The organism is Streptomyces sp. TN58 (assembly GCF_001941845.1).
Lineage (GTDB): Bacteria > Actinomycetota > Actinomycetes > Streptomycetales > Streptomycetaceae > Streptomyces.
This window is the reverse complement of record NZ_CP018870.1, coordinates 6,349,595-6,375,791: the sequence shown is the minus strand read 5'-3', so window position 1 is coordinate 6,375,791 and position 26,197 is coordinate 6,349,595. Positions and strand designations below refer to the sequence as shown.

The 26,197-nt window shown below is 73.2% G+C and carries 22 protein-coding genes and 1 tRNA gene; 8 read left to right on the top strand and 15 right to left on the bottom strand.

Annotation, left to right across the window (positions count from 1 at the left end):
- Positions 1-96: 96 nt before the first annotated feature.
- The 3 genes from BSL84_RS28715 to BSL84_RS28705 form a co-directional block, all read right to left on the bottom strand.
- Positions 97-1,287 (bottom strand): NAD(P)/FAD-dependent oxidoreductase, encoded by a 1,191-nt coding sequence (locus BSL84_RS28715; RefSeq protein ID WP_075972282.1) that lies wholly within the window; start codon positions 1,285-1,287, stop codon positions 97-99.
- 74 nt (positions 1,288-1,361) lie between these two features.
- On the bottom strand, positions 1,362-2,765 hold the full coding sequence (locus BSL84_RS28710) for an FAD-dependent oxidoreductase (protein WP_075971475.1): 1,404 nt from the start codon (positions 2,763-2,765) through the stop codon (positions 1,362-1,364).
- Positions 2,762-4,198 carry an FGGY family carbohydrate kinase gene (locus tag BSL84_RS28705; RefSeq protein ID WP_075971474.1) on the bottom strand — a complete coding sequence of 479 codons (1,437 nt, stop codon included), beginning with the start codon at positions 4,196-4,198 and terminating at the stop codon, positions 2,762-2,764. The genes BSL84_RS28710 and BSL84_RS28705 overlap by 4 nt, the downstream gene beginning before the upstream one ends.
- Positions 4,199-4,488: 290 nt before the next feature.
- Here BSL84_RS28705 and BSL84_RS28700 point away from each other — a divergent pair, with 290 nt between their 5' ends.
- Together BSL84_RS28700 and BSL84_RS28695 are read left to right on the top strand one after the other, a co-directional pair.
- A complete protein-coding gene (locus BSL84_RS28700) occupies positions 4,489-5,469 on the top strand; it encodes a hypothetical protein (RefSeq protein WP_075971473.1) in 981 nt (326 codons plus the stop codon).
- A 132-nt stretch (positions 5,470-5,601) separates the two neighbouring features.
- Positions 5,602-7,134: an amino acid permease gene (locus BSL84_RS28695; RefSeq protein WP_075971472.1), complete on the top strand. Its 1,533-nt coding sequence runs from the start codon at positions 5,602-5,604 to the stop codon at positions 7,132-7,134.
- A gap of 121 nt (positions 7,135-7,255) precedes the next feature.
- Here the strand turns inward: BSL84_RS28695 and BSL84_RS28690 are convergent, their stop codons facing one another.
- Positions 7,256-8,545: a phosphatase PAP2 family protein gene (locus BSL84_RS28690; protein ID WP_075971471.1), complete on the bottom strand. Its 1,290-nt coding sequence runs from the start codon at positions 8,543-8,545 to the stop codon at positions 7,256-7,258.
- Between the two features lie 344 nt (positions 8,546-8,889).
- On the opposite strand from BSL84_RS28690, the gene BSL84_RS28685 reads away from it, so the two are divergent.
- A complete protein-coding gene (locus BSL84_RS28685; protein WP_030027692.1) occupies positions 8,890-10,407 on the top strand; it encodes a SulP family inorganic anion transporter in 1,518 nt (505 codons plus the stop codon).
- A 95-nt stretch (positions 10,408-10,502) separates the two neighbouring features.
- On the opposite strand, the gene BSL84_RS28680 is transcribed toward BSL84_RS28685, so the two are convergent.
- Positions 10,503-11,057 carry an EF-hand domain-containing protein gene (locus BSL84_RS28680; protein WP_030027691.1) on the bottom strand — a complete coding sequence of 185 codons (555 nt, stop codon included), beginning with the start codon at positions 11,055-11,057 and terminating at the stop codon, positions 10,503-10,505.
- 292 nt (positions 11,058-11,349) lie between these two features.
- Positions 11,350-11,423, bottom strand: a tRNA-Pro gene (locus BSL84_RS28675).
- Between the two features lie 109 nt (positions 11,424-11,532).
- On the opposite strand from BSL84_RS28675, the gene BSL84_RS28670 reads away from it, so the two are divergent.
- Positions 11,533-12,012: a DUF309 domain-containing protein gene (locus tag BSL84_RS28670; protein WP_159393575.1), complete on the top strand. Its 480-nt coding sequence runs from the start codon at positions 11,533-11,535 to the stop codon at positions 12,010-12,012.
- 35 nt (positions 12,013-12,047) lie between these two features.
- Here BSL84_RS28670 and BSL84_RS28665 read toward each other — a convergent pair whose 3' ends face one another.
- A complete protein-coding gene (locus BSL84_RS28665) occupies positions 12,048-12,443 on the bottom strand; it encodes a VOC family protein (protein ID WP_045321266.1) in 396 nt (131 codons plus the stop codon).
- Positions 12,444-12,554: 111 nt separating this feature from the next.
- Between BSL84_RS28665 and cobF the strand changes: the two genes are divergently transcribed.
- A complete protein-coding gene (gene cobF / locus BSL84_RS28660; protein WP_030030814.1) occupies positions 12,555-13,307 on the top strand; it encodes a precorrin-6A synthase (deacetylating) in 753 nt (250 codons plus the stop codon).
- On the opposite strand, the gene BSL84_RS28655 is transcribed toward cobF, so the two are convergent.
- Together BSL84_RS28655 and BSL84_RS28650 are read right to left on the bottom strand one after the other, a co-directional pair.
- Positions 13,294-14,481: an aminotransferase class V-fold PLP-dependent enzyme gene (locus BSL84_RS28655; protein WP_234363540.1), complete on the bottom strand. Its 1,188-nt coding sequence runs from the start codon at positions 14,479-14,481 to the stop codon at positions 13,294-13,296. The genes cobF and BSL84_RS28655 overlap by 14 nt on opposite strands.
- Before the next feature lie 144 nt (positions 14,482-14,625).
- On the bottom strand, positions 14,626-16,296 hold the full coding sequence (locus BSL84_RS28650; RefSeq protein WP_075971469.1) for a glycoside hydrolase family 71 protein: 1,671 nt from the start codon (positions 16,294-16,296) through the stop codon (positions 14,626-14,628).
- Positions 16,297-17,015: 719 nt separating this feature from the next.
- Here BSL84_RS28650 and BSL84_RS28645 point away from each other — a divergent pair.
- A complete protein-coding gene (locus BSL84_RS28645; protein WP_158879824.1) occupies positions 17,016-17,480 on the top strand; it encodes a hypothetical protein in 465 nt (154 codons plus the stop codon).
- Between the two features lie 88 nt (positions 17,481-17,568).
- Here BSL84_RS28645 and BSL84_RS28640 read toward each other — a convergent pair whose 3' ends face one another.
- The 6 genes from BSL84_RS28640 to BSL84_RS28615 all read right to left on the bottom strand — a co-directional run bounded on the left by BSL84_RS28640 (position 17,569) and on the right by BSL84_RS28615 (position 24,323).
- On the bottom strand, positions 17,569-19,788 hold the full coding sequence (locus tag BSL84_RS28640; protein WP_045321268.1) for an NADP-dependent isocitrate dehydrogenase: 2,220 nt from the start codon (positions 19,786-19,788) through the stop codon (positions 17,569-17,571).
- Positions 19,789-20,031: 243 nt separating this feature from the next.
- Entirely contained in the window at positions 20,032-20,385 is a 354-nt protein-coding gene (locus BSL84_RS28635) for a DUF805 domain-containing protein (protein WP_030029500.1), read from the bottom strand.
- A 298-nt stretch (positions 20,386-20,683) separates the two neighbouring features.
- A complete protein-coding gene (locus BSL84_RS28630; RefSeq protein WP_079273327.1) occupies positions 20,684-21,496 on the bottom strand; it encodes a chitosanase in 813 nt (270 codons plus the stop codon).
- A gap of 172 nt (positions 21,497-21,668) precedes the next feature.
- Complete coding sequence (gene corA, locus BSL84_RS28625) at positions 21,669-22,751, bottom strand: magnesium/cobalt transporter CorA (RefSeq protein ID WP_030029502.1); 1,083 nt, start codon at positions 22,749-22,751, stop codon at positions 21,669-21,671.
- A gap of 169 nt (positions 22,752-22,920) precedes the next feature.
- On the bottom strand, positions 22,921-23,313 hold the full coding sequence (locus BSL84_RS28620; RefSeq protein WP_030035146.1) for a TOBE domain-containing protein: 393 nt from the start codon (positions 23,311-23,313) through the stop codon (positions 22,921-22,923).
- A gap of 101 nt (positions 23,314-23,414) precedes the next feature.
- Complete coding sequence (locus tag BSL84_RS28615; protein ID WP_030033011.1) at positions 23,415-24,323, bottom strand: LysR family transcriptional regulator ArgP; 909 nt, start codon at positions 24,321-24,323, stop codon at positions 23,415-23,417.
- Between the two features lie 69 nt (positions 24,324-24,392).
- On the opposite strand from BSL84_RS28615, the gene BSL84_RS28610 reads away from it, so the two are divergent.
- Both BSL84_RS28610 and BSL84_RS28605 read left to right on the top strand, forming a co-directional pair.
- On the top strand, positions 24,393-25,016 hold the full coding sequence (locus tag BSL84_RS28610) for a LysE/ArgO family amino acid transporter (RefSeq protein WP_030033009.1): 624 nt from the start codon (positions 24,393-24,395) through the stop codon (positions 25,014-25,016).
- 136 nt (positions 25,017-25,152) lie between these two features.
- A complete protein-coding gene (locus BSL84_RS28605; protein WP_159393574.1) occupies positions 25,153-26,187 on the top strand; it encodes an NUDIX domain-containing protein in 1,035 nt (344 codons plus the stop codon).
- Positions 26,188-26,197 lie beyond the last annotated feature (10 nt).

Below are 26,197 nucleotides of genomic sequence, written 5' to 3'. Positions count from 1 at the left end.
GGCAGTGAGCGCCTGCCCGCACCTCGGCGGCGCATCCGGAATCGGGATGACCTTCGGAGGAACAGACGGAAAACGGGTGCCGCGGGCCGTGTGGTGTCAGCCGAGGGTCAGCACGACCGGGCCGCCGGTGCGGTCGGCGCGGACCGTCCACCGGGGCGGGACGCGCAGGGAGCGGGACGGGGAGGCCGGGCCCGCGAGGCGTCGCCGCCACAGCGTCCGGCCGTCTTGGGTCGCCGTGACCACGGGGGCGGTGAGGGGGGCGCCGGAGCGCAGCAGCAGCGGCCGTCCGGCGGTGCCGGTGATCCGGTTCGGGGTCACCCACAGGAGCGGGGCCCGGACCTCCAGGGCCGGGCCGGGCTGCGGCCAGGGGGCGCCTTCGAGGTGGGCGAGTACGGGGGCCGCCGCGGCGGCCCCCTCCCGGGCCGCGGTGGCCGCGCGTTCGATGCCGTGGAGGGCGTTGCCGACGGCGAAGACGCCGGGCGCCTCCGTACGGAAGGAGGCGTCGACGCGGGGGCCGCGGGTGCCGGGGTCGAGGGGGACGCCGCCGCGGCGGGCCAGTTCGTGCTCGGGGATCCAGTCGCCGGTGAAGACCACGGTGTCGCAGCCGAGCAGGCCCGTGCGGCCGTCGCGGTGGCGGATGGCCAGGCCGGTCAGCCGGCCGCGGCCGCGCAGTTCGGTGACGGTCGTCCGCGTCAGCAGCGGGACTCCCGGTACGGCGGCGGCGTAGGGGTGCTCCGTGAGCATCGCCGCCACGGCCGTGCCCGACCCGCGCAGCACGGCGGCGGCGTGGCGGGCCACGGGCTCGGCGCCGACCACGACGGCCCGTCGGCCGACGGGCAGTGCGTGCTGGTGGACGGACCGGAGCAGTTCGCCGGTGGTCATGACACCCTGAGGGCGTGAGCCGGGGACGAGCCGGGCGCTGCGCGGGCGCTCCCGGGCGCCGGTGGCGAGGACGACGGCCCGGGCGGTGATCCGCTCCAGGCCCGCCGGGCCGGTGGTCTCCAGGCAGAGCGGCCCGGCCCAGCCGGTGGCCGTGACGCCGGTACGGACGGCGGCGCCGGCGTCGACGGCGTCCCGCACCCACCGTCGGGCGTACGCGGGCCCGTCCAGCCAGGGGCGCGGTGGCCGGCCGAAGCCTCCGTGGTGGAGGTGGTACGGCATGCCGCCCGCGTGCTGCTCGCGTTCCAGGACCTCGACCCGGCCGGCGCCCGCCTGGGCCAGCCGGGTGGCCAGGGCCAGTCCGGCGGGGCCCGCGCCGACGACCAGTACGTCCACGCGTACGTCCACGCGTGCATCGACCCGTACGGCGGCCGGTTCATCGGCCCGTGTGCCGCGTCCGCCGGTGTATGCGTCGGCAGGGTTCACCGGCGGGCCTCCTCGAACAGCGCGCGGACGGCGGCGCCGCAGTGGAAGCCCTGGCAGCGGCCGCCCCGGGCGCGGGTGCGCCGCCGCAGGCCGTCGGGCGAGGCGGGCGCCACGGTCGAGGCGAGCGCGTCGCGGATCTCGCCGCGGGTCACCCGCTCGCAGTGGCAGACGATCCGGCCGTAGTCCGGGTCCGCGGCGATCATCGCGGCGTCGCGGTAGGGGCGGGGGAACGCCTCGCCGAGGTTCGGCATCCGCACCGGGTCCGGCTCGCGGGCGCCGGTGACGGGCAGACCGCCTTCGGCGAGCAGGTCCACGACGTGGTCGGCGATGGCCATCGAGGCGGTCAGGCCGGTGGACCGGATGCCTCCCACGGTGACGTACCGCTGGCGTGGGTGGGCGCGGATGGCGTAGTCCTCCTGCCCGGTGGCGGCGCGCAGCCCGGCGTAGACGGCGGTGACCTCCTCGTCGAGGAGCGCCGGCAGGATGCGGCGGCCCTTCTCCCGCAGCAGGGCGAGCCCTTCGGCGGTCGAGCCGGTGTCCGTCTTGTCGTCCAGGTCCTCGGCGGTCGGACCGAGCATGACGTTGCCGTAGACGGTCGGTGTGACGAGCACGCCCTTGCCGCGGGCGTCCGGCACCGGCAGCAGGATGTGGCGCAGGAGGCCGCGGGCGAGTTCGTCGAAGACGATGAGCTGGCCGCGGCGGGGGGTGACGGTGAAGTCCGCGTGGCCGAGGAACCGGTCGATGTCGTCGGCGTACAGGCCCGCCGCGTTGACCAGGTGGCGGGTGCGCAGCGGGCCCCGGCCGGTGGTGAGGGTGTGCGGCTCGCCCGGGGTGACCGATAGCACGGGGCAGTTGAGGTGCAGGTGGACGCCGGCCCGGACGGCCTGGGTGGCGTAGGCGAGGGTGGTCGTCCAGGGGCAGATGAGGGATTCGTCGGGGATGTGGAGGGCTCCCAGCACGCCCGGGCCGAGCTGCGGCTCGCGGCTGCGGACGTCGGCGGCCGCGAGGATCCTGGCCGAGCGGTAGCCGTTGCGCACGGCCTTGTCCGCGAGTGCCGGCAGGGCCGCCAGCTGCTCCTCGTTCCAGGCGACGAGCAGGGCGCCGACCGGTTCGACGGGGATGCCGCTCTGGGCGGCGTAGGAGGCGAGCAGCCGCTGTCCGTCCCGGACGAGCCGGGACTCCAGGGAGCCCGGCACGGCGTCGAAACCGGTGTGCAGGATGGCGGTGTTGGCCTTGGAGGTGCCGCTGCCGACGTCGTCGGACGCGTCGATCAGGGCGGTGCGCAGGGGGAGGCGGGCCAGTGCGCGGGCGATGGCGGAGCCGACCACCCCGGCGCCGACGACGGTCACGTCGTACGGATCGCCGCTGTCGGGCAGCGGACCGGACCGGGTGACGGTCATGCGGGGCGGTCGAGCAGGGCGGCCACCGCGCTCCGGAACCGTGCGCGGCGCTCGGCGGCCTGCCCGGCGTCGGCCTTCGGCTCGTACACGGCGGACGGCTCCCACAGCGGGAGGGCTTCGTGGACGCCGAGGGAGGGGTCGAGGCCGAGTCGGGCGACGGCGCCCACGCCGAGCGCCGTGGCGTCCGGGAGCGCCGACACCTCGACGGGGATCTGCAGCAGGTCGGCCTGCGCCTGCATGAGGAGGGCGGAGCGGGTGAGTCCCCCGTCGACGCGGAGGGCGGCCAGGGGTGCGCCGAGGTCGGTGGCGACGGCGTCGGCCAGTTCGGCCACCTGTGCGGCGATGCCGTCGCACAGGGCGTGCACGAGGTGGCCGGCGGTCGTGTCGAGGCCGAGGCCGGTGACGGAGCCGCGCAGGTCGCCGCGCCACCAGGGGGCGGCGAGGCCGGCGAGCGCGGGGACGAAGGTGACGCCGCCGGCGTCGGGGGCGGCGGCGCCGACGGTGTCGAGGTCCCGGGCGCCGGAGATCACACCGAGGTCGGTGAGCCAGCGGACGGCGGACGCGGCCGTGTAGACCTGGCCGTCCAGGCAGTAGCTGGTCTCGCCGCCGAGCTGCCAGGCGACGCAGCCGACGAGTCCGGTGGTGCTGCGTCGGGGGCGGGGGCCGGTCTGCGCGAGGAGGAACGCGCCGGTGCCGTAGGTGCACTTGGCGGTTCCGGGTTCGGTGGCGCGCTGGGCGAGCAGTGCGGCCTGCTGGTCGACGAGGAGGCCGGTCAGCGGCAGCGGGGGCCCGAAGGCGGTGGTGGTGCCGACCCGGGTGTCCGCGCCGACGACTTCCGGCAGGGCTTCCCCGGTGAGGCCGAAGGCGTCCAGGGCGGCGGGCGACCAGTCGGCGGTGTCGAGGTCGAGGAGCTGGGTGCGGCCGGCGGTCGCCGCGTCGGTGGCGAAGGCGCCGGTGAGCCGGTGCACCAGCCATGCGTCGCTGGTCGTCACGACGCCCTGCCGGGTGAGGTGACGGCGTATCCAAGCCATCTTCGGCGCGGCGAAATACGGGTCGAGGGGCAGCCCGGTCCGCTCCTGCAACCAGACGGCGTGCGGAGCCAGTTCGGCGCAGAGCTGCTCGGCCCGGCGGTCCTGCCAGACGATCGCGTCGGTCAGCGGCTCGCCGGTCGCGGGGTCCCAGGCCAAGACGGTCTCGCCCTGGTTGGCCAGGCCCACCGCGGCGACCGGTTCGCCGGCCTCGGCGAGGGCGGCGCGTCCCGCGCCGACGACCGAATCCAGCAGCTCGCGGGGGTCCACCTCCACGCGGCCGCCCGGCAGGTAGCGGGGGCGTACGGGGGCGGAGGCGGAGCCGATGACGCCTCGTACGGGGCAGACGACGAGGGCTTTGGTTCCCGAGGTGCCCTGGTCCACAGCGAGCACCGGGCTCGTCATCACCGCTCCGTCCCTGGTGTCGGCATGCGCGATCGTCGTGCGAAAGCCTCCACCAGCGGATGCGGCCTCGTCAAGATCGGTCCGGACAGCCATCGTTGCGTCTGACGAGAATTCATATCCTGCACGTGGCTTGATCCTTGCATTCGAAAAAGTTTCATGACTCGAACGCTCACAGTCACTCTATAGTGATCGCCGATCACCAGGCGCGAAGGCCATGCGATGCGAGGACCGATGACGACGACCACCGCAAGACGCGCCCGTCCCGGCGACCCCTCGACCGGGGCGAGGTGATGGCGGGCAGCGACTTCCGGCCCGTCTACCACCCCGCCGGCCACGACAACGAGCTGCGTGTGGCCGTGCAGGACCTGCGCACCGGCCGGTGGGTGGCGATGGCGCAGTTACTGGACCGGACGGACGGCTGGGGGCTGTGGACCCAGCGCACCCAGGTGCTCGCCGCGGTCGCCGCCGGATCGGACGTGGTCCAGGCGTGGCGCTCCGAGGAGCCGCGCAGTGTCGCCGCGTCCGTCATGCACACCCGGGTCGCCGTCGAACGCGCCGTCCGCGCCCACCGCGCACGCCACTCCCGTACGCGCGAGCTGTGGCAGGAGGCGTGGGCCGCCTGCCGCGACACCGCCGAGCTGAGCCCCGCCGATCCCGTGCCGTGGGTCTGCCTGCTGGCGCTGGCCCTCCTCGACGAGCACCGCTCGATGGACGAGCACCGCCAGCAGCCCCCGGCCCTGATGCTGCCCCGCGGCCCCTGGGGCATCCTCGCCCAGGTCGACAAGCGCGACCCGCACAACCGCGAGGCCTACCACCGCATGCTGCAGTTCGTGTGCGCGGGTACGCCCGGGCCTCTCACCGAGGCCGCCAACTTCGTGCACTGGGCGTCCGGTTCGGCCCCGCCCGAGTCGGCCCTGCACCTGCTGCCGCTCTATCTGAGCGTCGAGCGGTACCGCCGCGAGCGCGGCCAGGAGAAGGCCCTCGACCTCCACTGGGTCGCCGAGGACGCCGTCCGGGACGCCGACCACGCCCTGGGCACCTGGTTCCGCTACACCGACCTGCGCCGCGCCTCCCAGCTCGACCTGAACCACCTCGCGCACGCGCTGTGGGGGGCCCACCGGTTCGGTGCGGCGGCCCAGGTCTTCGACGCGATCGACCGGTACTGGACCACCCTGCCCTGGGCCCACCGCACCCGCGACCCGGCCGACCAGGACCTGGCCATGGAGGTCTTCCTGCGGGCCAGGACCCGCAGCCTGGCGTCCCGGGACTGACACCGCCGTCCCGCCCCTGCACGCCCCGCCCCCGCACGACCCGCCCGCCAGTCCCCCTCGACACTTCCCGCTCCCCCTTCCCGCTCACCGTCCCCGCTCGTCACGAGTCCACGCCCCCGGAGGTACTCCCCCATGTCCCGAACCGCGCCGACCGTCCGCCCGGACAGCAAGGCCCAGCCCCGGAAGGACGAGGAGGAACGGCTCAGAGAGCTCGGCTACCAGCCGGTCCTGGCCCGCCGGATGGGCGGCTTCGGCAACTTCGCCATCAGCTTCTCCGTCATCTCCGTCCTGTCGGGCTGCATGACCCTCTACGGCTTCGGCCTGGGCACCGGCGGTCCGGCCGTGATGCTGTGGGGCTGGGCCGGCGTCGGCCTGTTCGTGCTCTGCGTGGGCCTCGCCCTGGCCGAGGTGACCAGCGCGTACCCCACCTCGGGAGCGCTCTACTACATGGCGGACCGGCTCGGCGGCCGCCGCTGGGGCTGGTACACGGGCTGGCTGAACCTGCTCGGCCTGCTGGGCGCCATCGCCGGCATCGACTACGGCGCGGCCCTCTTCACCGGAGCCTTCCTCAACCTCCAGTACGGCGTCGTGCCCACTCCCGGCCTGACGTTCGTGATCTTCCTGTGCATCCTGCTGCTGCACGCCACGCTCAACCTCTTCGGCGTCCGCCTCGTCAGCGTGCTCAACTCCGTCAGCGTCTGGTGGCACCTGGGCGGCGTCGCCCTGATCGTGGGCGCGCTGGCCTTCATACCCGACCGTCACCAGTCGCCGTCGTTCGTCTTCACCGAGTTCGTCAACGACACCGGCTGGGCCAACCCGTTCTACGTGGCGGCGATCGGCCTGCTGCTCGCCCAGTACACCTTCTCCGGATACGACGCCTCCGCGCACCTCTCGGAGGAGACCTCCAACGCCTCCGTCTCCGCCGCCCGGGGCATCGTCCGCGCCATCTGGGTCTCCTGGATCGCCGGCTTCGCCCTGCTCGCGGGCCTCACCTTCGCCATCCAGGACTACGCGGCCGTGCAGAACTCCGCCACCGGTGTCCCCCCGGCCCAGATCCTCATCGACGCACTGGGCTCCGGCGGCGCCACCGCGCTGCTCCTCGTCGTCATCGTCGCGCAGCTCTTCTGCGGCAACGCCGAGGTCGCCGCCGCGAGCCGGATGGTCTTCGCCTTCAGCCGCGACAACGCCCTCCCGGGCTCCGCCCTGTGGCGCAAGGTGAGCAGCCGTACGCAGACTCCGGTCCCGGCGGTGTGGCTCTCGGTCGCCGTGGCGGCCGTGCTGGCGGTCCCCTCGCTGTACTCCGCGACCGCCTACGGGGCCGTGACCGCCATCAACGTCATCGGCATCACCCCCGCCTACGCGATCCCGATCTACCTGCGGCTGCGTGCCGGGAACCGGTTCCAGCCCGGCCCGTGGAGCCTGGGCCGGTGGAGCAGGCCGATCGGCTGGATCGCCGTCGTGTGGGTGGCCGTCGTCACGGTGCTGTTCTGCCTGCCGCAGAAGTCGCCGGTGACCATCGACTCGATGAACTACGCGGTGATCGCCCTGGCTGTGGTCCTGATCCTGGCCAGCGCCTGGTGGTACGCCGCCCGGCGCTCGTACGGGACCCCGTCGGCGTACGGCAACGCCCGGGAGCAGGCCGAGATCGCCGAGGGCATCGTCTGACCCGCCGGCCGGCCGGTCTTCCGCCGGGCCCGTCCGTCCTGCCGCGCGCGCCCCGCCGTACCCGGGGCGCGCGCCGTCTTCTGGGCGCCGTCCTCAGCGCGCCGTCCTCAGCGCGCCGTCCTCAGACCAGCTCGGGCTGCTGCTGCTGCTCGCGGCGCGGCCGGGGCACGGACACCTCCGCGGCCTGGCGTTCCCACCGCTTGGTGATCCGTACGTAGCCGTAGATCACCGAGACCATCGACAGGACGACCAGCGGGCCGAAGACCCACGGGTGTGCCGCCATCTCCATGGACAGGAAGCGGTAGGACAGCAGGAGCGCGACGAAGACCGCGGCGCCGTAGGCGGTCAGCTGCATTCCCTTCCGGTCCCAGCCGTGGTCGAGGGTGCGCAGCGCGACGTCGATGGTGAGGGTGAAGACCACGCCGGCGACGATGTCCGCGCCGTAGTGGTAGCCGAATCCCAGCGTCGCGCCGAGTGTGGCGATCAGCCAGAACGTGCCCGCCCACCGCAGTGCCCGTGGGGCGTTGCGGGAATGGATGAAGATCGCGGTGGCCCATGCCGTGTGCAGGCTGGGCATGCAGTTGCGCGGTGTGAACTCGTCGAAGGGCATCGGCTGCGGAGGGGTGACGGGCGGCGGCGTGTTCGGCCACAGCTCGGCCAGCGCCCACTGCCCGCCGTCGGCGCCGTACGCGAAGATCGGCCCGACCACCGGGAAGACCATGTAGATGCCCGGCCCGAGCAGGCCGATGGCGAGGAAGGTGCGGACCAGGTGGTGGCGCGGGAAGCGGCGTTCGGCCGCCACGTGGCGCAGCTGGTACAGGGCGACGACGACCGCCATCACCGCGAGCTGGATGTAGACGAATTCGAGGACGCGGAAGCCGACGGCCCCGGTGGCCTCGACGATCCGGCCCGCCACCCATGACGGGTTGCCCAGTGCCTGGTCGGCGGTCGCCACGTACTGGTCGAGGACCGTCGGGCGGGTCTTGGAGGTGATCAGCAGCCAGGTGTAGCCGGTCTTGCGGCCGGTCACCAGCAGCAGGGCCAGGCCCACGCCCTGGAGCAGGAGTGTCCGTTCACGGCCGGTGCGGCGGGTGAGCGCGATGACGGCGCAGGCGAGGGTGACCAGCAGGGCCCCGTTGCCGTACATCATCTCGGCGCCGACGGCCCAGCGTACGAGCCAGAAGACGAGGTCGATGCCGACCGCGGCGCCGACCGCGATCAACCGCTGCCGCCAGGTGAGCACCACCAGCATCAGGGCCATGCTGGCGTACAGCACCGTGCCCGACTTGGGGGCGAACACCACCTCGCGCGCCTGGTCGGTGATCGGCCCCGGCACGCCGTAGCCGCGCGCCGCGATCTCCAGCGCGACGAGGAATCCGAGGGCCACCGCGCTCACCGCGACCCAGAGCATGACGCGTGGTCGACGCCACCCGGCGGGCTCGGCTCCGCCGCCCTTTCGCGAAAACACTCGCAAAACCGCAGATATCAATTTTTCAGCCGATGTTCATATTTTCAACCTGATCATTCTTCGCTCGAACATGTTAACGGAGCGGCTGGTCGGTTTCGGAAATGTGATGAACGCCGCGGCCGGGAATCAGGACACGCTGCGAGGGCCGCCCGGCGGAATCCGCAATTCCCGCCCCGGACCGGGGCGGCGGGCTGCCCGGTGCGGCCCCCGGTACCCTGGAGGGTCGTCCCGTCCCCGTACGCTCGCCTGTCCGCCGGCGGTGTGCCCGCCCGACAGGTTTGCCCGCCTTGCCCGACGCCGCTGTCTCCGTTCCCTCCGCCGCCGCCCGTCTGCGCTCCTCCATACGCCGTCCCTCCTGGCTGTCACCGAAGGTGCTGCGTACCGAGGCGCTGGCCGGCCTGGTGGTCGCGCTCGCGCTGATCCCTGAGGCGATCTCCTTCTCGATCATCGCCGGGGTGGACCCGGCGATCGGCCTGTTCGCCTCCTTCACCATGGCCGTCACGATCGCCGTCGTCGGCGGCCGGCCGGCGATGATCTCCGCCGCGACCGGGGCGGTGGCCCTGGTGATCGCCCCGCTCAACCGGGAGTACGGCTTCGGCTACCTCGTGGCCGCCGTCATCCTGGCCGGCGTGTTCCAGGTCGCGCTGGGCGCTCTGGGCGTGGGCCGGCTGATGCGGTTCATCCCGCGCTCGGTGATGGTGGGCTTCGTCAACTCCCTGGCGATCCTGGTGTTCATGGCCCAGGTACCGGAGCTGTGGGACGTGCCGTGGCCGGTGTACCCGCTCTTCGCGGGCGGCCTGGCGCTGATGGTCCTCCTCCCGAGGATCACCAAGGCGGTCCCCGCCCCCCTGGTCTCGATCGCGATCCTCACCTCGATCACGCTGGCCGCGGGCCTCGCCGTGCCGACCGTCGGCGACAAGGGCGCACTGCCGTCCTCACTGCCCGTGCCCGGGCTGCCCGACGTGCCGTTCACCCTCGACACCCTGGCCACCGTCGCCCCGTACGCCTTCGCCATGGCACTCGTCGGGCTGATGGAGTCCCTGATGACGGCGCAGCTGGTCGACGAGATCACCGACACCCGCTCCTCGAAGACCCGCGAGGCCGTCGGCCAGGGCATCGCGAACGTGGTCACCGGCTTCTTCGGCGGCATGGGCGGCTGCGCCATGATCGGCCAGACCATGATCAACGTGAAGGTGTCCGGCGCCCGGACCCGCCTGTCGACCTTCCTCGCGGGCGCGTTCCTGATGGTGCTGTGCATCGTCTTCGGGCCGGTCGTCTCCGACATCCCGATGGCCGCCCTGGTCGCCGTCATGGTCATGGTCTGCTTCGCGACCTTCGACTGGCACTCCGTCGCACCGGGCACGCTGAAGCGGATGCCCGCGGGCGAGATCACCGTCATGGCGGTCACCGTGGCGTGCGTCGTGGCCACCCACAACCTGGCCGTCGGCGTCGTCACGGGATCCGTCACCGCGATGGTCATCTTCGCCAAGCGCGTGGCCCGGATGGCCGACGTAACCGCGGTCACCGACCCCGACGGCGGCCAGGTCGTCTACGCCGTCACCGGCCAGCTCTTCTTCGCCTCGGCCAACGAACTCGTCGGCCGCTTCGACTACGCCGGCGACCCGGACAGGGTCGTGATCGACCTCTCCGCCGCCCACATCTGGGACGCCTCCACGGTGGCCGCGCTCGACGCGATCGAGCACCGCTACGCCCAGCGCGGCAAGACGGTCGAGATCACGGGCCTCAACGGCCCGAGCGCCACCCTCCACCACACCCTCACCGGCGAGCTCACCCCGGCATCCTGACCCCCGGGCCGCGGCCGCTCACGGGCCCGGCCCCAGACCCAGGCCGGGACCCGGGTCAAGGCCTGGCCCGGGATTCGGGCCAGGCCTTCAGCGGCTCAGAGCTCGCCGAAGAGCAGGTTGCCCGGGGCGTCCTCGTCGCTGCCCGTGTAGTACTCGCGGACCGCGTGGAGGAGCTCCTCCACCGACAGGTAGCCGTCGTGGTTCTTGTCGATCCTCGCGAACAGGGCCTCCGTGTCGGCCCGTCCCAGCCTGGTGTCGAAGGCGCTCTGGGCCTTGAGGAACTCCTCGGGGCTGATCCGCCCGTCGCCGTCGGTGTCCACGATCGTGAGGATCGCCTCGACCATCGGCCGGAAGGAACGGTCGTAGGCCGGGCCGCCGTCCCGGTACAGCCGGGTCATGCCCAGCGAGTACTCCTCGGGGGTGAGCTTGCCGTCCCGGTCCGCGTCCAGCTCGGTGAAGAGCTCCTGCCAGAAGTCGACCAGACCGCCCATGACCGCGGTGGCCTTCGGAGAAGTCGCCGGCTCTCCGAGGGCCGACAGCAGCCGGGAGCCGAGCGCGATGATGTCGTGCTCGTCGATCACACCGCTGTCGTCGGCGTCCAGGTGCGTGAAGGCGCGCTCCAGCTTGCGGTCGAGCAGGTCCGTCGGCATGTCATACCTTTCGTTGCCACACAATGCGGTCGATTGTTCACCTAGCGTAGTGTCCCGCGTGGTCGCGCAAACCCGTTCCGCATCAGGGAAGTTGTGTATGCACTCTTACGAGGTATGGGGCGCCGGCGCCGCGGAGCCCGGGACGCGGTGGGTCCACCAGCCCGGGTGGGCCGACTCCTCTCGACCGCGCCTGTGGCGAAGGGTGGCACCAGCGAGCCTGGGAATGACAAAGGGCCTTGTCTCACCGAAGTGAAACAAGGCCCTCATCTGCGACTACGGAGCGAACTCCCAGTCGGGACGACAGGATTTGAACCTGCGACCCCTTGACCCCCAGTCAAGTGCGCTACCAAGCTGCGCCACGTCCCGATGTACCTTCGACCTGCGGGTTTCCCCGTGCTCGGCGGCACATGCAGAACATTACCCCACGCCGAGGGGTGTGCATGCACGGGTAATCGGCGAGGGGGAGGATGGGGTCGTGAACACACGGGATCGGGACGTCGAGGGGCGGGCGAGGAACGCCCGGCCGAGGGACGGGCTGGGGCGGCCCCTGGAGTACGGGGCACCCGGTGTGGAGCGGCAGCCCGAGGGGGTGGTGCGCTCGCCCGCGGAGACGGTGCGGGAGGCGCAGCGGCTGCTGGACGCCGGGATGCCGTTCCATGCGCACGAGGTGTTCGAGGACGCCTGGAAGGCGGGGTCCGAGGCCGCGGCCCCGCTCTGGCGGGGGCTCGCGCAGCTCGCGGTCGGGCTGACGCATGCCGCCCGCGGCAACGCCGTGGGCGGGGCGCGGCTGCTGCGGCGCGGGGCCGCCGGGATCGAGGGGCTGGCCGGAGCCCCGTACGGGATCGACGTACCGGCCCTGGTCCGGTGGGCCCGGGAGCTGGCGGGCCGGGTGGAGCGGGCCGGCCCGGCCGTCGACGCGGCGCGGGAGGCCCCGCGGCTGGGCGGCGACGCGTAGAGCGGCCGGGCCTGGAGCGGCCGGGCGTGGAGGCGTTACGGAAGGGCCGGCTGCAGGAGGTCCCAGCGGTTGCCGTACAGGTCCTCGAAGACGGCCACGGAGCCGTACGGCTCGTGGCGCGGGGTCTCCAGGAAGCGGACGCCCTCGGCGGTCATTCGGGCGTGATCCCGGGCGAAGTCGTCGGTGTGGAGGAAGAAGCCGACGCGGCCGCCGGTCTGGTCACCGACGCGGGAGCGCTGGGCGTCGTCCTTGGCGCGGGCCAGCAGGAGGGCGGACTCGGTGGCACCGGGCGGGCGGACGACCACCCAGCGCGAGCCGTCGGGGCGGGCCGTGTCCTCGGCGAGGTCGAAGCCGAGGGCGCGCGTGTAGAAGTCGATCGCCTCGTCGTAGTCGTGGACGACGAGGGCGGTCAGAGCGATGTGGGAGGGCATGCCCTCATTGTGCGCCGCGGCCGACCGGGCCCGAGCGCGGCCGAGCGGGGAGCACGCGTCGTCGGCGCAGGCGGCGGTCAGGGCGGCAGACGGGGTGGGCACAATAGCCCGGTGAAGAAGTTCTCAGTGATCGGCATAGGCGCGGGCGACCCGGACCATCTGACCCTCCAGGCGGTCAGGGCGATCGGCGCGGCGGACGCGTTCCTCATCCTGGAGAAGGGCGAGGAGAAGGCGGACCTGACCGGGCTGCGGCGCGCGATGCTCGCCGCGCACGCCCGCCCCGGCCACCGGCTCGTGGAGGGCCGGGACCCGGACCGGGACCGGACGCCCGCCGACTACACCCCGACGGTGGACGGCTGGCGCAGCGCGCGGGCCGAGCTCTTCGAGCGGTTCATCGCGGAGGATCTGGCGGAGGGCGAGACCGGGGCGTTCCTGGTGTGGGGCGACCCGTCGCTCTACGACTCCACGCTCGCGATCCTCGACGAGGTGCTGGAGCGGGGCCGGGTGGCCTTCGAGCACGAGGTCGTGCCCGGCATCAGCAGCGTCTCCGCGCTGCTGGCGCGCCACCGGACGAACCTGAACCGGGTCGGGCGGCCGGTCCAGATCACCACCGGGCGCCGGCTGGCCGAGGGCTGGCCGGACGACGTGGACGACGTGGTGGTGATGCTGGACGCGCGGCACGCCTTCACCGCCCACCTGGACCAGGACCTCTACATCTACTGGGGGGCGTACGTCGGCACCCCGGACGAGATCCTGGTACAGGGCAGGCTGGCGGAGGTCGCGGGGCGGATCGAGGAGCTGCGGACCGAGGCCCGCGCCCGCAAGGGCTGGATCATGGACACCTATCTGCTCAGGCGCGCCTGAGGTACGCCGGGAGGGCCGCGGCGAGGCGTTCGTACTCCTCGGGCCGGTTGTAGATCTGCCCGCAGATCCGGATGCCGCCGCCGCCCGGCCAGGGCCAGATCAGCACCCGGATGCGTTCGCGGGCCGCGATCTCCTCGCGCAGTGCGCGGGCGCCGTCCGGGGTCTCGGCGACGCCGGGCGGCAGGCGCAGGGTGCGCATGGCCAGGCCCGGGGTGTGCGGGAGCGGGGTGAGCCCGGGGATGCCGGCGAGCAGTCCGGCGCCGTGGGCGGCGAGGGCGCTGTTGTGGGCCCGGAGCTTGGCCGCGTCGAGGGTTTCGATGAGGTCCAGTCCCTCGGGGGCGGCGAGCCAGCCGGTGTAGTCGGCGGTGGCGCGGTTCTCGACGGAGCGGGGGAAGCCGTGCCCGTCCTCCCAGGAGGGTACGAGCGCGCGGATCCGGTGGCGGTGCTGCGGAGCGACTGCGAGCAGGGCGGTACCGGAGGGGGCGTACCCCCACTTGTGCAGGTTGCCGAACCAGAAGTCGGCGCCGCCGGCGAGCGGGTCGGCGAGCATGCCCGGGGCGTGGGCGCCGTCGACGACGGTGGTGACGCCGCGCTCGCGCAGTTCCGCGAGGAGCCGGGGCGCGGCGATGATCCGGGCGGTGGGCGAGCTGACGTGGTCGAGTACGGCGACCCGGGTACGGGGCGTCAGCGCGGCCAGCACGGTCTCCCGTACGGCGTCCTCGTCGGGCAGGGCTGGGTCCAGGGCCACGGTGGTGACGGGGGCGCGGCGGGCGGCGGCGGCTGTGACGGTGCCGTAGCCGTGGTCGGTCACCAGGATCTCGTCGCCGTCGGCGAGCGGTACGGCGTCGAGGGCGAGGTTGGCGCCCTCGGTGGCGTTGGCGATGAAGGCGAGGCCGTCGGGGTCGGCGGCCAGGCGGGCGGCGATCCGGGCGCGGGCGTGTTCGAGGCGTTCGGGTACGGCGGTGAAGAAGGCGTCGGGGTCGGCGTGCACCTCGGCGCGCAGCGCGGCCTGGGCTTCCTGGACGGGCACGGGGACGGCGCCGAAGGAACCGTGGTTGAGGTGGGCGACGTCCGGGTCCAGGCGGAACAGGGCAGCCCCGCCGGGGAATTCGCCGGGCCGTTCCCCCGCGGGGGGCTCGGCGGGGCGGGCTGTGGGGCGTGTCGTCTCGGTCACGGGACCTCCGGGGTGCGGCGCGGCTGTCGCCCGGATCATCCCCCGGCGCCCGGGGCCGTGGGAACACCGCCGCCGTCGTCCCGGCCGGAACCGTACGGCGGCGCTCCCCGGAACCGTACGGCGGCGCTCCCCGGAGCCGGCCCTCTACGGTTCGCGGCCGCTCGTCGCCGCGCGGTACTGGAGGTCCTGGACCTCCACCTTGTGGTCCACACGGAACGGCAGGTCGACCTTTACCGTCGCCGTCCCGTCCCGGACGACGTGGGCCGAGCTGGCGCCCGTCCTCAGCGGCAGCAGCTTGGAGTGGATCCCGGCCGGGGCGTCGTGTGCGCCCTCGGCCGTGCCGACGGTCGTGCGGACGGACGCGGGCTGTGTCAGGAAGCTGAGCACCTCCACCGTGTCCCGGGACGGGGCGCTGCCCTTGCGCAGGGACATCACCAGTGACTGGTCGCCGGTGGGGCGGGCGTTCGCGAACTGCGTGCGGGCGCTGAGGTACAGGGTGTCCCGGACGATCTTCGGCCAGGTGCCCGTCTTGAAGCGGGTCAGGTAGTAGGAGGTCAGGTCGAGGTAGGCGTGGCCGTTGTGCAGGGACGGGGCGAACTGGCTGCCCTCGGAGTAGTCGTTCCAGGTGGTGAGCTGGACCCAGTCGGCGTCGTCCTCGATGGCGCGCGTCCATGTGGCGCGCAGGGTCGCGGTGTTGCCGGCCTCGTCGTAGATGCCCTGGTTGGGGCGGGCGTCCTGGACCGAGACGGGCTGCATCCAGATCTTGCCCATGTCGTGGGCGCGCCGGACGTCGCGCGTGGCGCTCTCCTGGCCGACGTAGCTGCGGCTGCCCCACTCGGAGAAGCCGTGGCTGATGGGGGCGAAGTCGCCGCTGTGGGCGCCGAAGTCGAGGAAGAGCGGTACGAAGGCGGTGCGGATGCCGTGGTCCGCCTTGAGGACGCGGATGACCTCGGTCCACCAGGCCACGTTCTTCGCCTCCGCCTTGAAGGGGGAGACGACGAGCCGGCCGTCGGGGAGCCGGTGCGCGGCGGAGGCGTCGCCGAGCGTGGCGATGGCCTCGGCGAGTACCCGCGGGTCGTCGGTCTTCAGGGAGGTCATGTCCGGCATCAGCATGATCTTGAAGGCCGGGTCCACCGACCGGGCCGCCGCCATCAGCAGGTTGGCGCGGTCCCAGTTCTTGCCGGAGAGGGAGAGCAGGTCGAGGGTGAAGCCGTCGATGCCGGCGGCCCTGGCGGTGCGCACCTCCTGCTGGAGGTTGGCGTACTCCCAGTCGCCGGTCCTGGGTGCCACGGGCAGGGGACGGTCGCGCAGCAGGCCGCCGTACCGGCCGTGTTTGCCGCTCTCGCCGTCGGGGTCGAGGTAGTTGCGGGTGTAGTAGTCGTTGTCCGCGCCCGCGTTGTCGAGGGAGAGCGGGTACGGGGTGAAGTAGTGGGCGAACACCAGCTTCTTGCCCGCTTCGCCGGAGCGGAGGGCGGCCGGCTGTGGCATGTCGAAGGGCAGGGCCCCGGTGGGGCGCCCGGCGCCGGCGTCCGCGGCGTCCTCGCCGTCGCCCTTGCCCGCCGGGTCCTGGGTGGGGGGCGGGCTCTGTTCCGGCTGTGCGGGGGCGGTTGGGTCGGCGGCGCCGGACGCGGAGTCGGGGCCGGTGGCCTGCGGTAGCGCGGGGCCGTGGGCGGTGGCGTTCCGTGCGGGATCGCCGCTGAGCGGGTCCCAGGCGATGCCGGTGGCCGCGCAGACGCCGACGAGGAGGAAGGCGGAGAGCGCCGTGGCCAGGAGCGGCCGGCCGCCCCGCACGGCGGGCCGCCGCCGGTGCGACACGGGCCGTGCCGCCCGGTCCCCTCCGCGCGTTCTTCGTCGTGCTCGCCGGTCCGTGCGCCGGTCCGCTGTCATTCTGGTCCCTCCCGCGGTTGCGCCCCGGTGGGGGCTGGACAGCAGTAGAGCCCATTACCGGCTTCCGGACAACCGTTCCCAGGGGCGGGGCCGGGCGGGCGGCTGCGCTCCACCGCCTCCGGGCCAGGTTCGGCGCCTCCGGCTCGCTCGCGGGAGGAGGACGACGGGCCTCGCAGTACGCGAGGCGGTGTACGCGGGTGCGCTACCGGGGGTCGGCGGGGTGCGGGAGGCGGGACTGCCGTTCGCAGGGGAGTTCGGACTCCGCGCGAGCGCCGCAGGGCGCGGACACCGGGGCGCCGTTGCCGCCCGAACCGGTTCGTCGCCCCGCGGTAGGGACGGCCACCCCCGCGGGGAACCGCGCCTACGGTCCGGACAGGCCCGGCCCGTAGGCGCGCCGCTGTTCGGCGGGTCCGCCACCCGGGCCGCGAGAGCGCCCGCCCGGCCGGGCGCCGCCCCGGTGCGTCCACGCGGGGCCCGACGGTGCCGCGCGGACGGCCCTGACCTGGGCGGCGGCTGAGCCGCCGATCGGAATGCGACATTCCCCTAGCGATACGGCCCAAGTGGCGCATAATCAGCGTCACACGGCCGAAAGATCCCTGTAGACGCGGCCGCGCCTGGTCACGCATGCGATGGGGGGCATCGTGCCGATGAGGGAATCAGGGTCGACCGCGCGGCTCCCGGCGACGTCCGCCGAGATGTCCCGGCTGCTCACCGCTGTCCGGCGGGGGCGGGTGCTCACCGTGGCGGGCGGGTTCCGCGAGCCGCGGAGCCTGCTGGTGCGGGAGATCGCGCGGCGGCTGGCGTCCAACTTCTACGACGGGGTCGCGGTCGTCGACCTCGACCCGCTGGAGGGCGGCTACGGGGTCCGCGAACTGACGGCCGAACTGGGCTCCGTACCCGGCGTGCCGGCCCTGCCGTGCGGGACGACGGCGTACACCGCGTCCTGGCTGGCCGAGCGGGACATGCTGCTGGTCCTGGACGGCACCGAGCAGCTCGGCCAGGACGCCGTGGCCTGGCTGCGCACGCTGCTGTCCGTGGCGCCCGGGCTGCGGATCCTGGCCGCCGGCCGGTCGCCGCTGGCGTTCGACCAGGAGCGCATCCACCGGCTCTGACCGGCAAAGGGATCCGGGAGATGAGCCGGTAACGGGTCCGCCCCGGCCGGGCACGGGGCCGGGCCGGGGCGGAGCGCGTCAACGGGTGTCAGCCGAGGAGGCCGAGCGCCTCGTTGAAGGTCGCGGACGGGCGCATGACCGCCGCGGCCTTCGCGGCGTCGGGCTGGTAGTAGCCGCCGATCTCCGCCGGGGAGCCCTGCACCGCGATCAGCTCGGAGACGATGGTCTCCTCACGCTCGGCGAGGGTCTTGGCGAGCGGTTCGAAGGCCGCGGCCAGCTTCGGGTCGTCGATCTGGCGCGACAGCTCCTGCGCCCAGTACAGGGCGAGGTAGAAGTGGCTGCCGCGGTTGTCGATGCCGCCCAGCTTGCGGCTCGGCGACTTGTCCTCGTTGAGGAAGGTGCCGGTCGCACGGTCCAGGGTGTCGGCCAGCACCTGGGCGCGGGCGTTGCCCGTGGTGGTCGCGAGGTGCTCGAAGCTGGCGGCCAGCGCGAAGAACTCGCCCAGGCTGTCCCAGCGCAGGTAGTTCTCCTTGACGAGCTGCTGGACGTGCTTCGGGGCGGAGCCGCCGGCGCCCGTCTCGAAGAGGCCGCCGCCGTTCATGAGCGGGACGACCGACAGCATCTTGGCGCTGGTGCCCAGCTCCAGGATCGGGAAGAGGTCGGTCAGGTAGTCGCGCAGCACGTTGCCGGTCACCGAGATGGTGTCCTCGCCGCGGCGGATGCGCTCCAGGGAGTAGGCGGTGGCCTCGACCGGGGAGAGGATCTCGATGGTCAGACCCTCGGTGTCGTGCTCGGCGAGGTACGTCTTGACCTTGGCGATCAGCTGCGCGTCGTGGGCGCGGTTCTCGTCGAGCCAGAAGACGGCCGGGACGCCGGTGGCGCGGGCGCGGGTGACGGCGAGCTTGACCCAGTCCTGGATCGGCAGGTCCTTGGTCTGGCAGGCGCGGAAGATGTCGCCGGCGGCGACCTCCTGCTCCAGGACCGTGTTGCCCGCGGCGTCGACGACGCGGACGGTGCCCGCGGCGGCGATCTCGAAGGTCTTGTCGTGGCTGCCGTACTCCTCGGCCTTCTGGGCCATGAGACCGACGTTCGGGACCGAGCCCATGGTGGACGGGTCGAAGGCGCCGTGGGCGCGGCAGTCGTCGACGACGACCTGGTAGACGCCGGCGTAGCTGCTGTCGGGGAGGACGGCGAGGGTGTCGGCCTCGTTGCCGTCGGGGCCCCACATGTGGCCGGAGGTGCGGATCATGGCCGGCATGGAGGCGTCGACGATGACGTCGGACGGCACGTGCAGGTTGGTGATGCCCTTGTCGGAGTCGACCATGGCGAGGGCCGGGCCCTCGGCGATCTCGGCGTCGATGGAGGCCTTGATCGCGTCGCCGTCGGGCAGGGAGCCCAGGCCGTTCAGGATGGCGCCGAGGCCGTCGTTGGGCGACAGGCCGGCGGCGGCGAGGGTCTCGCCGTAGCGGGCGAAGGTCTTCGGGAGGAACGCGCGGACCACGTGGCCGAAGATGATCGGGTCGGAGACCTTCATCATCGTGGCCTTGAGGTGCACAGAGAACAGGACGTCCTCGGCCTTGGCGCGCTCGATCTGGTCGTTGAGGAAGGTGCGCAGCGCGTCGACGTGCATGACGGACGCGTCGACGACCTCGCCGGCGAGGACCGGTACGGACTCGCGCAGCACGGTGGTGGCGCCGTCGGCGGCGACGTGCTCGATGCGCAGGGTGCCGGCCTCGGCGATGACGGCGGACTTCTCGGTGGAGCGGAAGTCGTTCTCGCCCATGGTGGCGACGTTCGTCTTGGACTCGGCGGTCCAGGCGCCCATGCGGTGCGGGTGCGTCTTGGCGTAGTTCTTGACCGAGCCGGGGGCGCGGCGGTCGGAGTTGCCCTCGCGCAGGACCGGGTTGACGGCGCTGCCCTTGACCTTGTCGTAGCGGGCGCGGATGTCGCGCTCCTCGTCGGTCTTCGGGTCGTCCGGGTAGTCCGGGAGGGCGTAGCCCTGGCCCTGGAGCTCGGCGATCGCGGCCTTCAGCTGCGGGATCGAAGCCGAGATGTTCGGAAGCTTGATGATGTTGGCTTCCGGGGTCTTCGCCAGCTCGCCGAGCTCGGCGAGGGCGTCGGCGATCCGCTGGCTCTCCTGGAGGTACTCGGGGAACACGGCGATGATCCGACCGGCCAGGGAGATGTCACGGGTCTCGACATTCACACCGGCCGTCGACGCGTACGCCTGGATCACAGGCAGGAAGGAATACGTCGCGAGGGCCGGGGCCTCGTCAGTGTGCGTGTAGATGATGGTCGAGTCAGTCACCGGATGCTCCGCTCCACAGTCTGCGTCTCTCGTCTGCAACATTGCTCGACATCAAGATATCTCGTGATCGGGCCGGTCAGCACAGCCCCCGGCCGCCAGTCGGGGAGACGCACGTCACGCGGGCTCCGGCGGGCCCCGGAAGCGGCTCCGGCGCCCCTGCAAACGGCGAGAGCGCCGCCCGCGGCCGTTTCCGGCCGGGGCGACGCTCCTGCGGTCAGGCCGCGATCGGGCCCGTGCGCCTGATCAGGCGGCGAGGACCTTCGGGTCCTGGCCGTACTGGTTCGGCTGCTGCTGGCCGGCGGTGGCCAGCAGGACGAGCAGCCAGATGCCGCCGACGAAGGGCACGAGGGAGATGAGCAGCCACCAGCCGGACTTGCCGATGTCGTGCAGGCGGCGCACGGCGACGGCCAGGTTGGGGAGGAGGGTGCCGAGCGCGTAGAGCGCGTACAGCCACGGGGCCGTGCCGAGGACGGCGTCCAGGATCGAGACGACGATGATCGCGGCGATCTGGAAGAGTACGAACATCCAGTACTCCTGGCGGCGCGCGCGGCCGGAGAAGTCGGCGTACTTCTTCAGGACATCGAGGTAGTAGTTCATGGGTCCCCCCAGAGGACGGTTGGTTCGGCCCGTCCTGCTGGAGCAAGCCGGGGCAGAACTTATGCCCCCCTTACGTCGCGGTCAAGCCACTTGCGGGGAAGGCGAATCGGCCGGACCGTCCGATTTCCGGCACCGGAGTTATGCGTTCGGGACACAGCGGCGGCGCCATGTCCCCGGACGTCCGAATCGTCCGCACACGAGGCCTACTTGACACCCCGGGAGCCACCCGGATCGTTACTCACATCGTTACCGCCTCGCGACACCCCGCCGCGCCCCGCCCCGCGTGCCCGCGGACCCGTCAGCCGATGTGGAACGAGTCGCCGTAGACCTTCCAGTCGAGCGGGGTGTCGAGGTTCAGGTTTCCCTTCCTGAGGAAGACCCGCTGCGCGGTGTCGACCCGGCTGGTGTCGCTGTGCGCCTCCTCCTGCTTCATCGCCCACACCCGCGCGTCGAGGAAGGCGTTCAGCCAGGCGGTCTCACTGCCGCCCTGGGACGGGGGCTTGGCCTTCGACAGGGCGCGCTTGCGGATGTTGCGGAAGCTGGTGGGGTCGGTGCCGTCGCCGTGCATCACGGTGGCGTCGTAGTAGACGAACTGGCCGAGGACGCCGACGCCGTCCGACTTGCCCTGCTTCACGGAGGGGTTGAAGTAGACCCGGTCGCGCTCGTGGTCCTGGGCCTTCCTGAACTCGGCGTCCTGGGCGGCCTTCGCCCAGTCCCCGGTGAAGTCCGGGTCGAGTCCGGCGTGCGAGTCGCTGCCGTCGACCTGGCGTAGGGCGGGCAGGTACTTGGCGAGGACGTTGCCCGGCTTGATCTGCGTGTAGTACTCGACGAGGTCGAGCATGTCGCCGGTGCCGGAGCAGAAGCCGATGATGCCGCCGGTGTACCCGCGGCCGTCGCCTATGTCCTCGATGTACTTGTACTGCGCCTTCCAGTCCAGCGAGGAGTTCTCCGCGCTGGAGACGAGCCGCATGGCGATCTCCTTCTTCGCCGGGTCGTCGAGCCCCGCGGCGGCCGCCTCACGGGCGGTGGCGGGCGGGGTCGCGGCGGTGGCGTGGGCGGCGACGGGTACGGCGAGGAGCGCACTGCCGAACAGGGCTCCGGCCGCCAGCATCCTGCGACGGAAAGTGAACACGAGGCCTCCCTGGGGGAGTTGAGGCGTCCTGGATCGGTTAGGAAACCTTATTGCCAGACCCGGAGACGGCTCAAGACCGCCGCCGCGCCCCTCGCGAACCACCGGGCGCGTTCGGCCTCGCGGCTCTGAACCGGCCTGTCGGCGGGCCGGTTCAGAGCCAGCCGTTGCGGCGGAAGCCCCGGTGGATGACGAAGCAGGCGAGCGCCATGACGCCGAGGACGAGCGGGTAGCCGTACGTCCAGTGCAGTTCCGGCATGTGGTCGAAGTTCATGCCGTAGACCCCGCAGACCATGGTGGGGACGGCCACGATCGCCGCCCAGGCCGTGATCTTGCGCATGTCCTCGTTCTGAGCGACCGTCACCTGCGCGAGGTGGGCCTGGAGGATGGAGTCCAGGAGGTTGTCGTAGGCGCCGATCTGCTCGGTGGCCCGGGTCACGTGGTCGGCCACGTCCCGGAAGTACGCGCGGATCTCCGGCGGGATGACCGGTATCGGCTGGGTGGCCAGCTGCTCCAGCGGGCGGCCCAGCGGGGCCACCGCCCGCCGCAGCTGGAGGAGTTCACGCTTGAGCTGGTAGATCCGGCCGGCGTCGCCGCGGCCGCCGTTCTCGCTGAACACCGCGGTCTCGACGGCGTCGATGTCGTTCTGGACGGCGTCCGTGACGGCCGTGTAGTCGTCGACCACGTGGTCGACGACGGCGTGCAGGACCGCCGCGGGGCCCTTGGCCAGCTGCTCCGGGGCGGCTTCCAGCTCCTCGCGGACCGGACCGAGGGTGCCACGGCCGCCGTGCCGGATGGTGATGACGAAGTCATGGCCGGTGAAGGCCATCAGCTCCCCGGTCTCCACCACCTCGCTGGTCGCGGTCAGTTCCTCGTGCTCGACGTAGCGCACGGTCCGGAAGACGGAGAACAGCGTGTCGCCGTAGCGCTCCACCTTGGGACGCTGGTGCGCGTGCACGGCGTCCTCGACGGCGAGGGGGTGCAGGCCGAACAGTTCGGCGAGCCCGGCGAGTTCGGACTGCGCCGGCTCGTGCAGGCCGATCCAGACGAAGCCGTCACCCGTCTTGCGGACCCGGCGCAGCGCCTCCTCGGCCTCCGCGCAGTCCTCCTGCCGCACCCCGTCCCGGTAGACCAGGCAGTTGACCACCGAGCTGCCGAGCGGGGAGCGGGCGGGGTGGCTGAGGTCGACGGCCCGCCGGTAGCCGCGGCGCACGGCCCGGCGCAGGTTGCTGAACATGGACAACGGCGTACTCCCCTTCGGCGGATCAGCGGCCAGTCTGCCATCGTCGCCGCACCCCCCGCCGGGCGCCGGGGTTCCGGGGGCCGGTGGGGCTGGGCCGGGGGCTGGTGGGGCTGGGCGGCCGGGGGCCGGTGGGGGTGGGCGGCCGGGGGCCGGTCCGGGGGCCTCAGGCCCGGTCGACGAAGACGCTGGTCGACTTGACCCGCGCGGTGGCCCGCGCGCCCACCTCCAGGCCGAGTTCCTCCACCGCCTCGCGCGTCAGCAGCGCCACGATGCGGTGCGGGCCGGCCTGGATCTCCACCTGCGCGTCGACCGTGCCCAGCTTCACGCCGGTGACGATCCCCGGGAAGGCGTTGCGCGCCGAGGTACGGGCGGCCTCCTCGCCGTCGGCGGCCTCCTGCGCGGCCTCGACGCAGAACGCGGCCAAATCCGGCCCGTCCACCATCCTGCGGGCGCCCTCGCGGCGGGTGGGGAAGCGTTCGGCGTCCGCCCAGCGCCGGGCGGTGTCGGCACTGACGCCGAGCAGCCGGGCGGCCTGGCCGATCGTGTAGGACTCCATGGCCGGGAAGCCTATGCGCCGGCCGCGCCGGCCCTCGCGGTCACCCCGGCCGCGGTCACCCCCGGCCGCGGTCACGCCGCCCGCCGTCACGCCGCCCGCCGTCAGGCCGAAGCCTTGCGCAGCGCCTCCGCGGCCGCCGCCGCGACGACGTCGGCCACCAGCGACAGGGCCGGCGAGTCCAGCTTCCACTGCTGCCAGTACAGCGGTACGTCCAACGGCCGCCGGGGCACCACCAGCACCAGCTCACCCGCGCGCACCAGCGGGCCCGCCTGCTGTTCGGGTACCAGCCCCCACCCCAGCCCGGCGACGACCGCGTCGCGGAAGCCCTCCGACGTCGGCACGTGGTGCCGCACGGGCCCCGCCCCGGCCGCGCCGTCCCCGGTCAGGGAGCGGACGAAGGCGTCCTGGAGGTCGTCCTTGCGGTCGAAGACGATCGTGGGAGCCCGGCGCAGGTCCCTCTCCGGCGTGCCCGTCAGGTACCGGGCGGCGAAGGCGGGGCTGGCCGCGGGCAGGTAGCGGGCCAGTCCCAGCACCCGCACGCTGCACCCGGCCACCGGATCCGGTGAGGAGGTCACCGCGGCCATGACCTGCCCCTCGCGCAACAGGGCCGTCGTGTGCGACTCGTCCTCACGGTGCAGCTCGATGCAGATCGGCGGATCCTGCGGGACCCTCGTCAGCGCCGGCAGGAACCAGGTCGCGAGGGAGTCGGCGTTCACCGCGATGGGCAGCCGTACGGGGCCCCGCTCGTCGGCCATGCCCAGCTCGGCGCGCGCGTCCCGCTCCAGCCTGGCCAGCTGCCGGGCGAAGCGGACCACCACCTCGCCGGATTCCGTCGCCCGCACCGGTTTGGTCCGCATGAGCAGGACGCGGCCGGTGCGCTGTTCCAGGGCCTTGACGCGCTGGCTGACCGCCGAGGGCGTCACGTGCAGGGCGGCCGCGGCGGCGTCGAAGGTGCCCTCGTCGACCACGGCGAGGAGGGTGCGCACCTGGTCCAGAGGAAGTTCGTCCATCACGGTCGCTAATGGTACGTAAAAATCTTTAGCTGTACTGAAAGGGGTCGGCTGCCTACGGTCGGAGGCATGACACACGGCATCACCACCGCCGCCCTGGCCGGCTTCGGCACCGGGCTCTCCCTCATCGTCGCCATCGGCGCGCAGAACGCCTTCGTCCTCCGCCAGGGCGTGCGCCGGCACGCGGTCCTCGCCGTGGTCGCCATCTGCGCCGTCTCCGACGCGCTCCTCATCGCCCTCGGCGTGGCCGGCGTCGGGGCCTTCGTGACCGCCTGGCCGGCCGCGCTGACCGCCGTGGGGCTGGCCGGGGGCGCCTTCCTCGTCTGCTACGGGGTGCTCGCCGCGCGCCGGGTGCTGCGGCCCGTCCCCGGGGCCGCCCTCACCGCGGAGGGGGCCGCCGCCGGATCAGCCCGCCGGGCCGTGCTGACCTGCCTGGCCATGACCTGGCTCAACCCGCACGTCTACCTCGACACCGTGCTGCTCGTCGGATCCCTCGCCGCCGACCGGGGCGACCTGCGCTGGGCCTTCGGCGTGGGGGCCGGCCTGGCCAGCCTGACCTGGTTCGCCGGCCTGGGCTACGGGGCCCGGCTGCTGAGCGGACTGCTCGCCCGCCCCTCGGCCTGGCGGGTCATGGACGGCTTCGTCGCCGCGACGATGGTCACCATGGGCGGCCTCCTCCTGGCCCGCGCCTAGGGGGGTGTTGCGACCGCACCCGCGCCGGGCCCGCGGACCCGGGGCCGGACGGCGCCCGGCACCCGCATGTCGGCGGCCGTGTCCGCACGGCGGACCGGCATAGTGCTTGCCGAAGACCCGAGCCCAGGAGCCCGCCGTGCCCGACCGCCCCTCCCCCGACGCGGTGCGCGCCTACTACGCCGCGCAGCCGGCGCCGCTCGTGGCCGCCACCGGGATCGTCCTGGACACCCGCGGGCGGGTGCTCGTACTGACCACCTCGTACAAGGCGGACCTGGAGCTGCCGGGCGGCACGGTGGAGGACACCGAGACGCCGGAGCAGGGGCTGGCCCGCGAGCTGCGGGAGGAGCTGGACCTCGGGGTGCCGGTCGGCCGGCTGCTGGCGGTGGACTCGCGGCCGCCCGGCCGGCTCGGCCGTTCCCTGATCGTGCACGTCCACCTCGTCGGGCCGCTCTCCCCCGGGGAGGCCGCGGCGATCGCGTTCGCCGACGGCGAGATCACCGAGGCGCGCTGGCTGCGGCCGGAGGAGGCCTGCGCGGTGCTGCCCGACCGGATCGCGCCCCGGCTGCGCGCGGGACTGGCGGCCCTGCACACCGGTTCCTTCGCCCACTTGGTCGACGGTGTGCCCCAGCCGGGCTCCCCGGCCGGTCTGGATCCGGCCCGGCGGGCGGCCCTGGAGCACGCGGGCGCGCTCGACGCGGCCAGCCACCGGGCCAGCCGGCCGAAGGCGCTGACCGCGGCGAGTGTGGTGTTCACCGCCGCCGACGGGGGGATCCTGCTGGTGCAGCCCGCGTACGGCCGTACCGACCGCTGGAACCTGCCGGGCGGCGGCATCGACAGCGACCTCGGCGAGATCCCGCGCGCCGCGGCCCGGCGGGAGGTCCGCGAGGAGCTGGGCCTCGACCTGGCCCCGGGCCGCCTGCTCGCCGTGAACTGGTCGCACAAGCCCGGCCGCCCGGCCCGTATCCGCTTCCTCTACGACGGCGGCGTCCTCGACGCCCCCACCCTGGCCCGGATCCGGCTGGACCCCACCGAGCTCCTCCAGTGGCGCACCGTCCCGCGCGAGGAGCTTCCCGGCCTGGTCAAGGGTGTGCTGCGGCGCCAGATCACGGCGTGCCTCGACGCCCGGGCCGACGGCACCGGTCCGTTGGAACTCCACGCGGGCCGCCCCTGAGCCGTCCTGC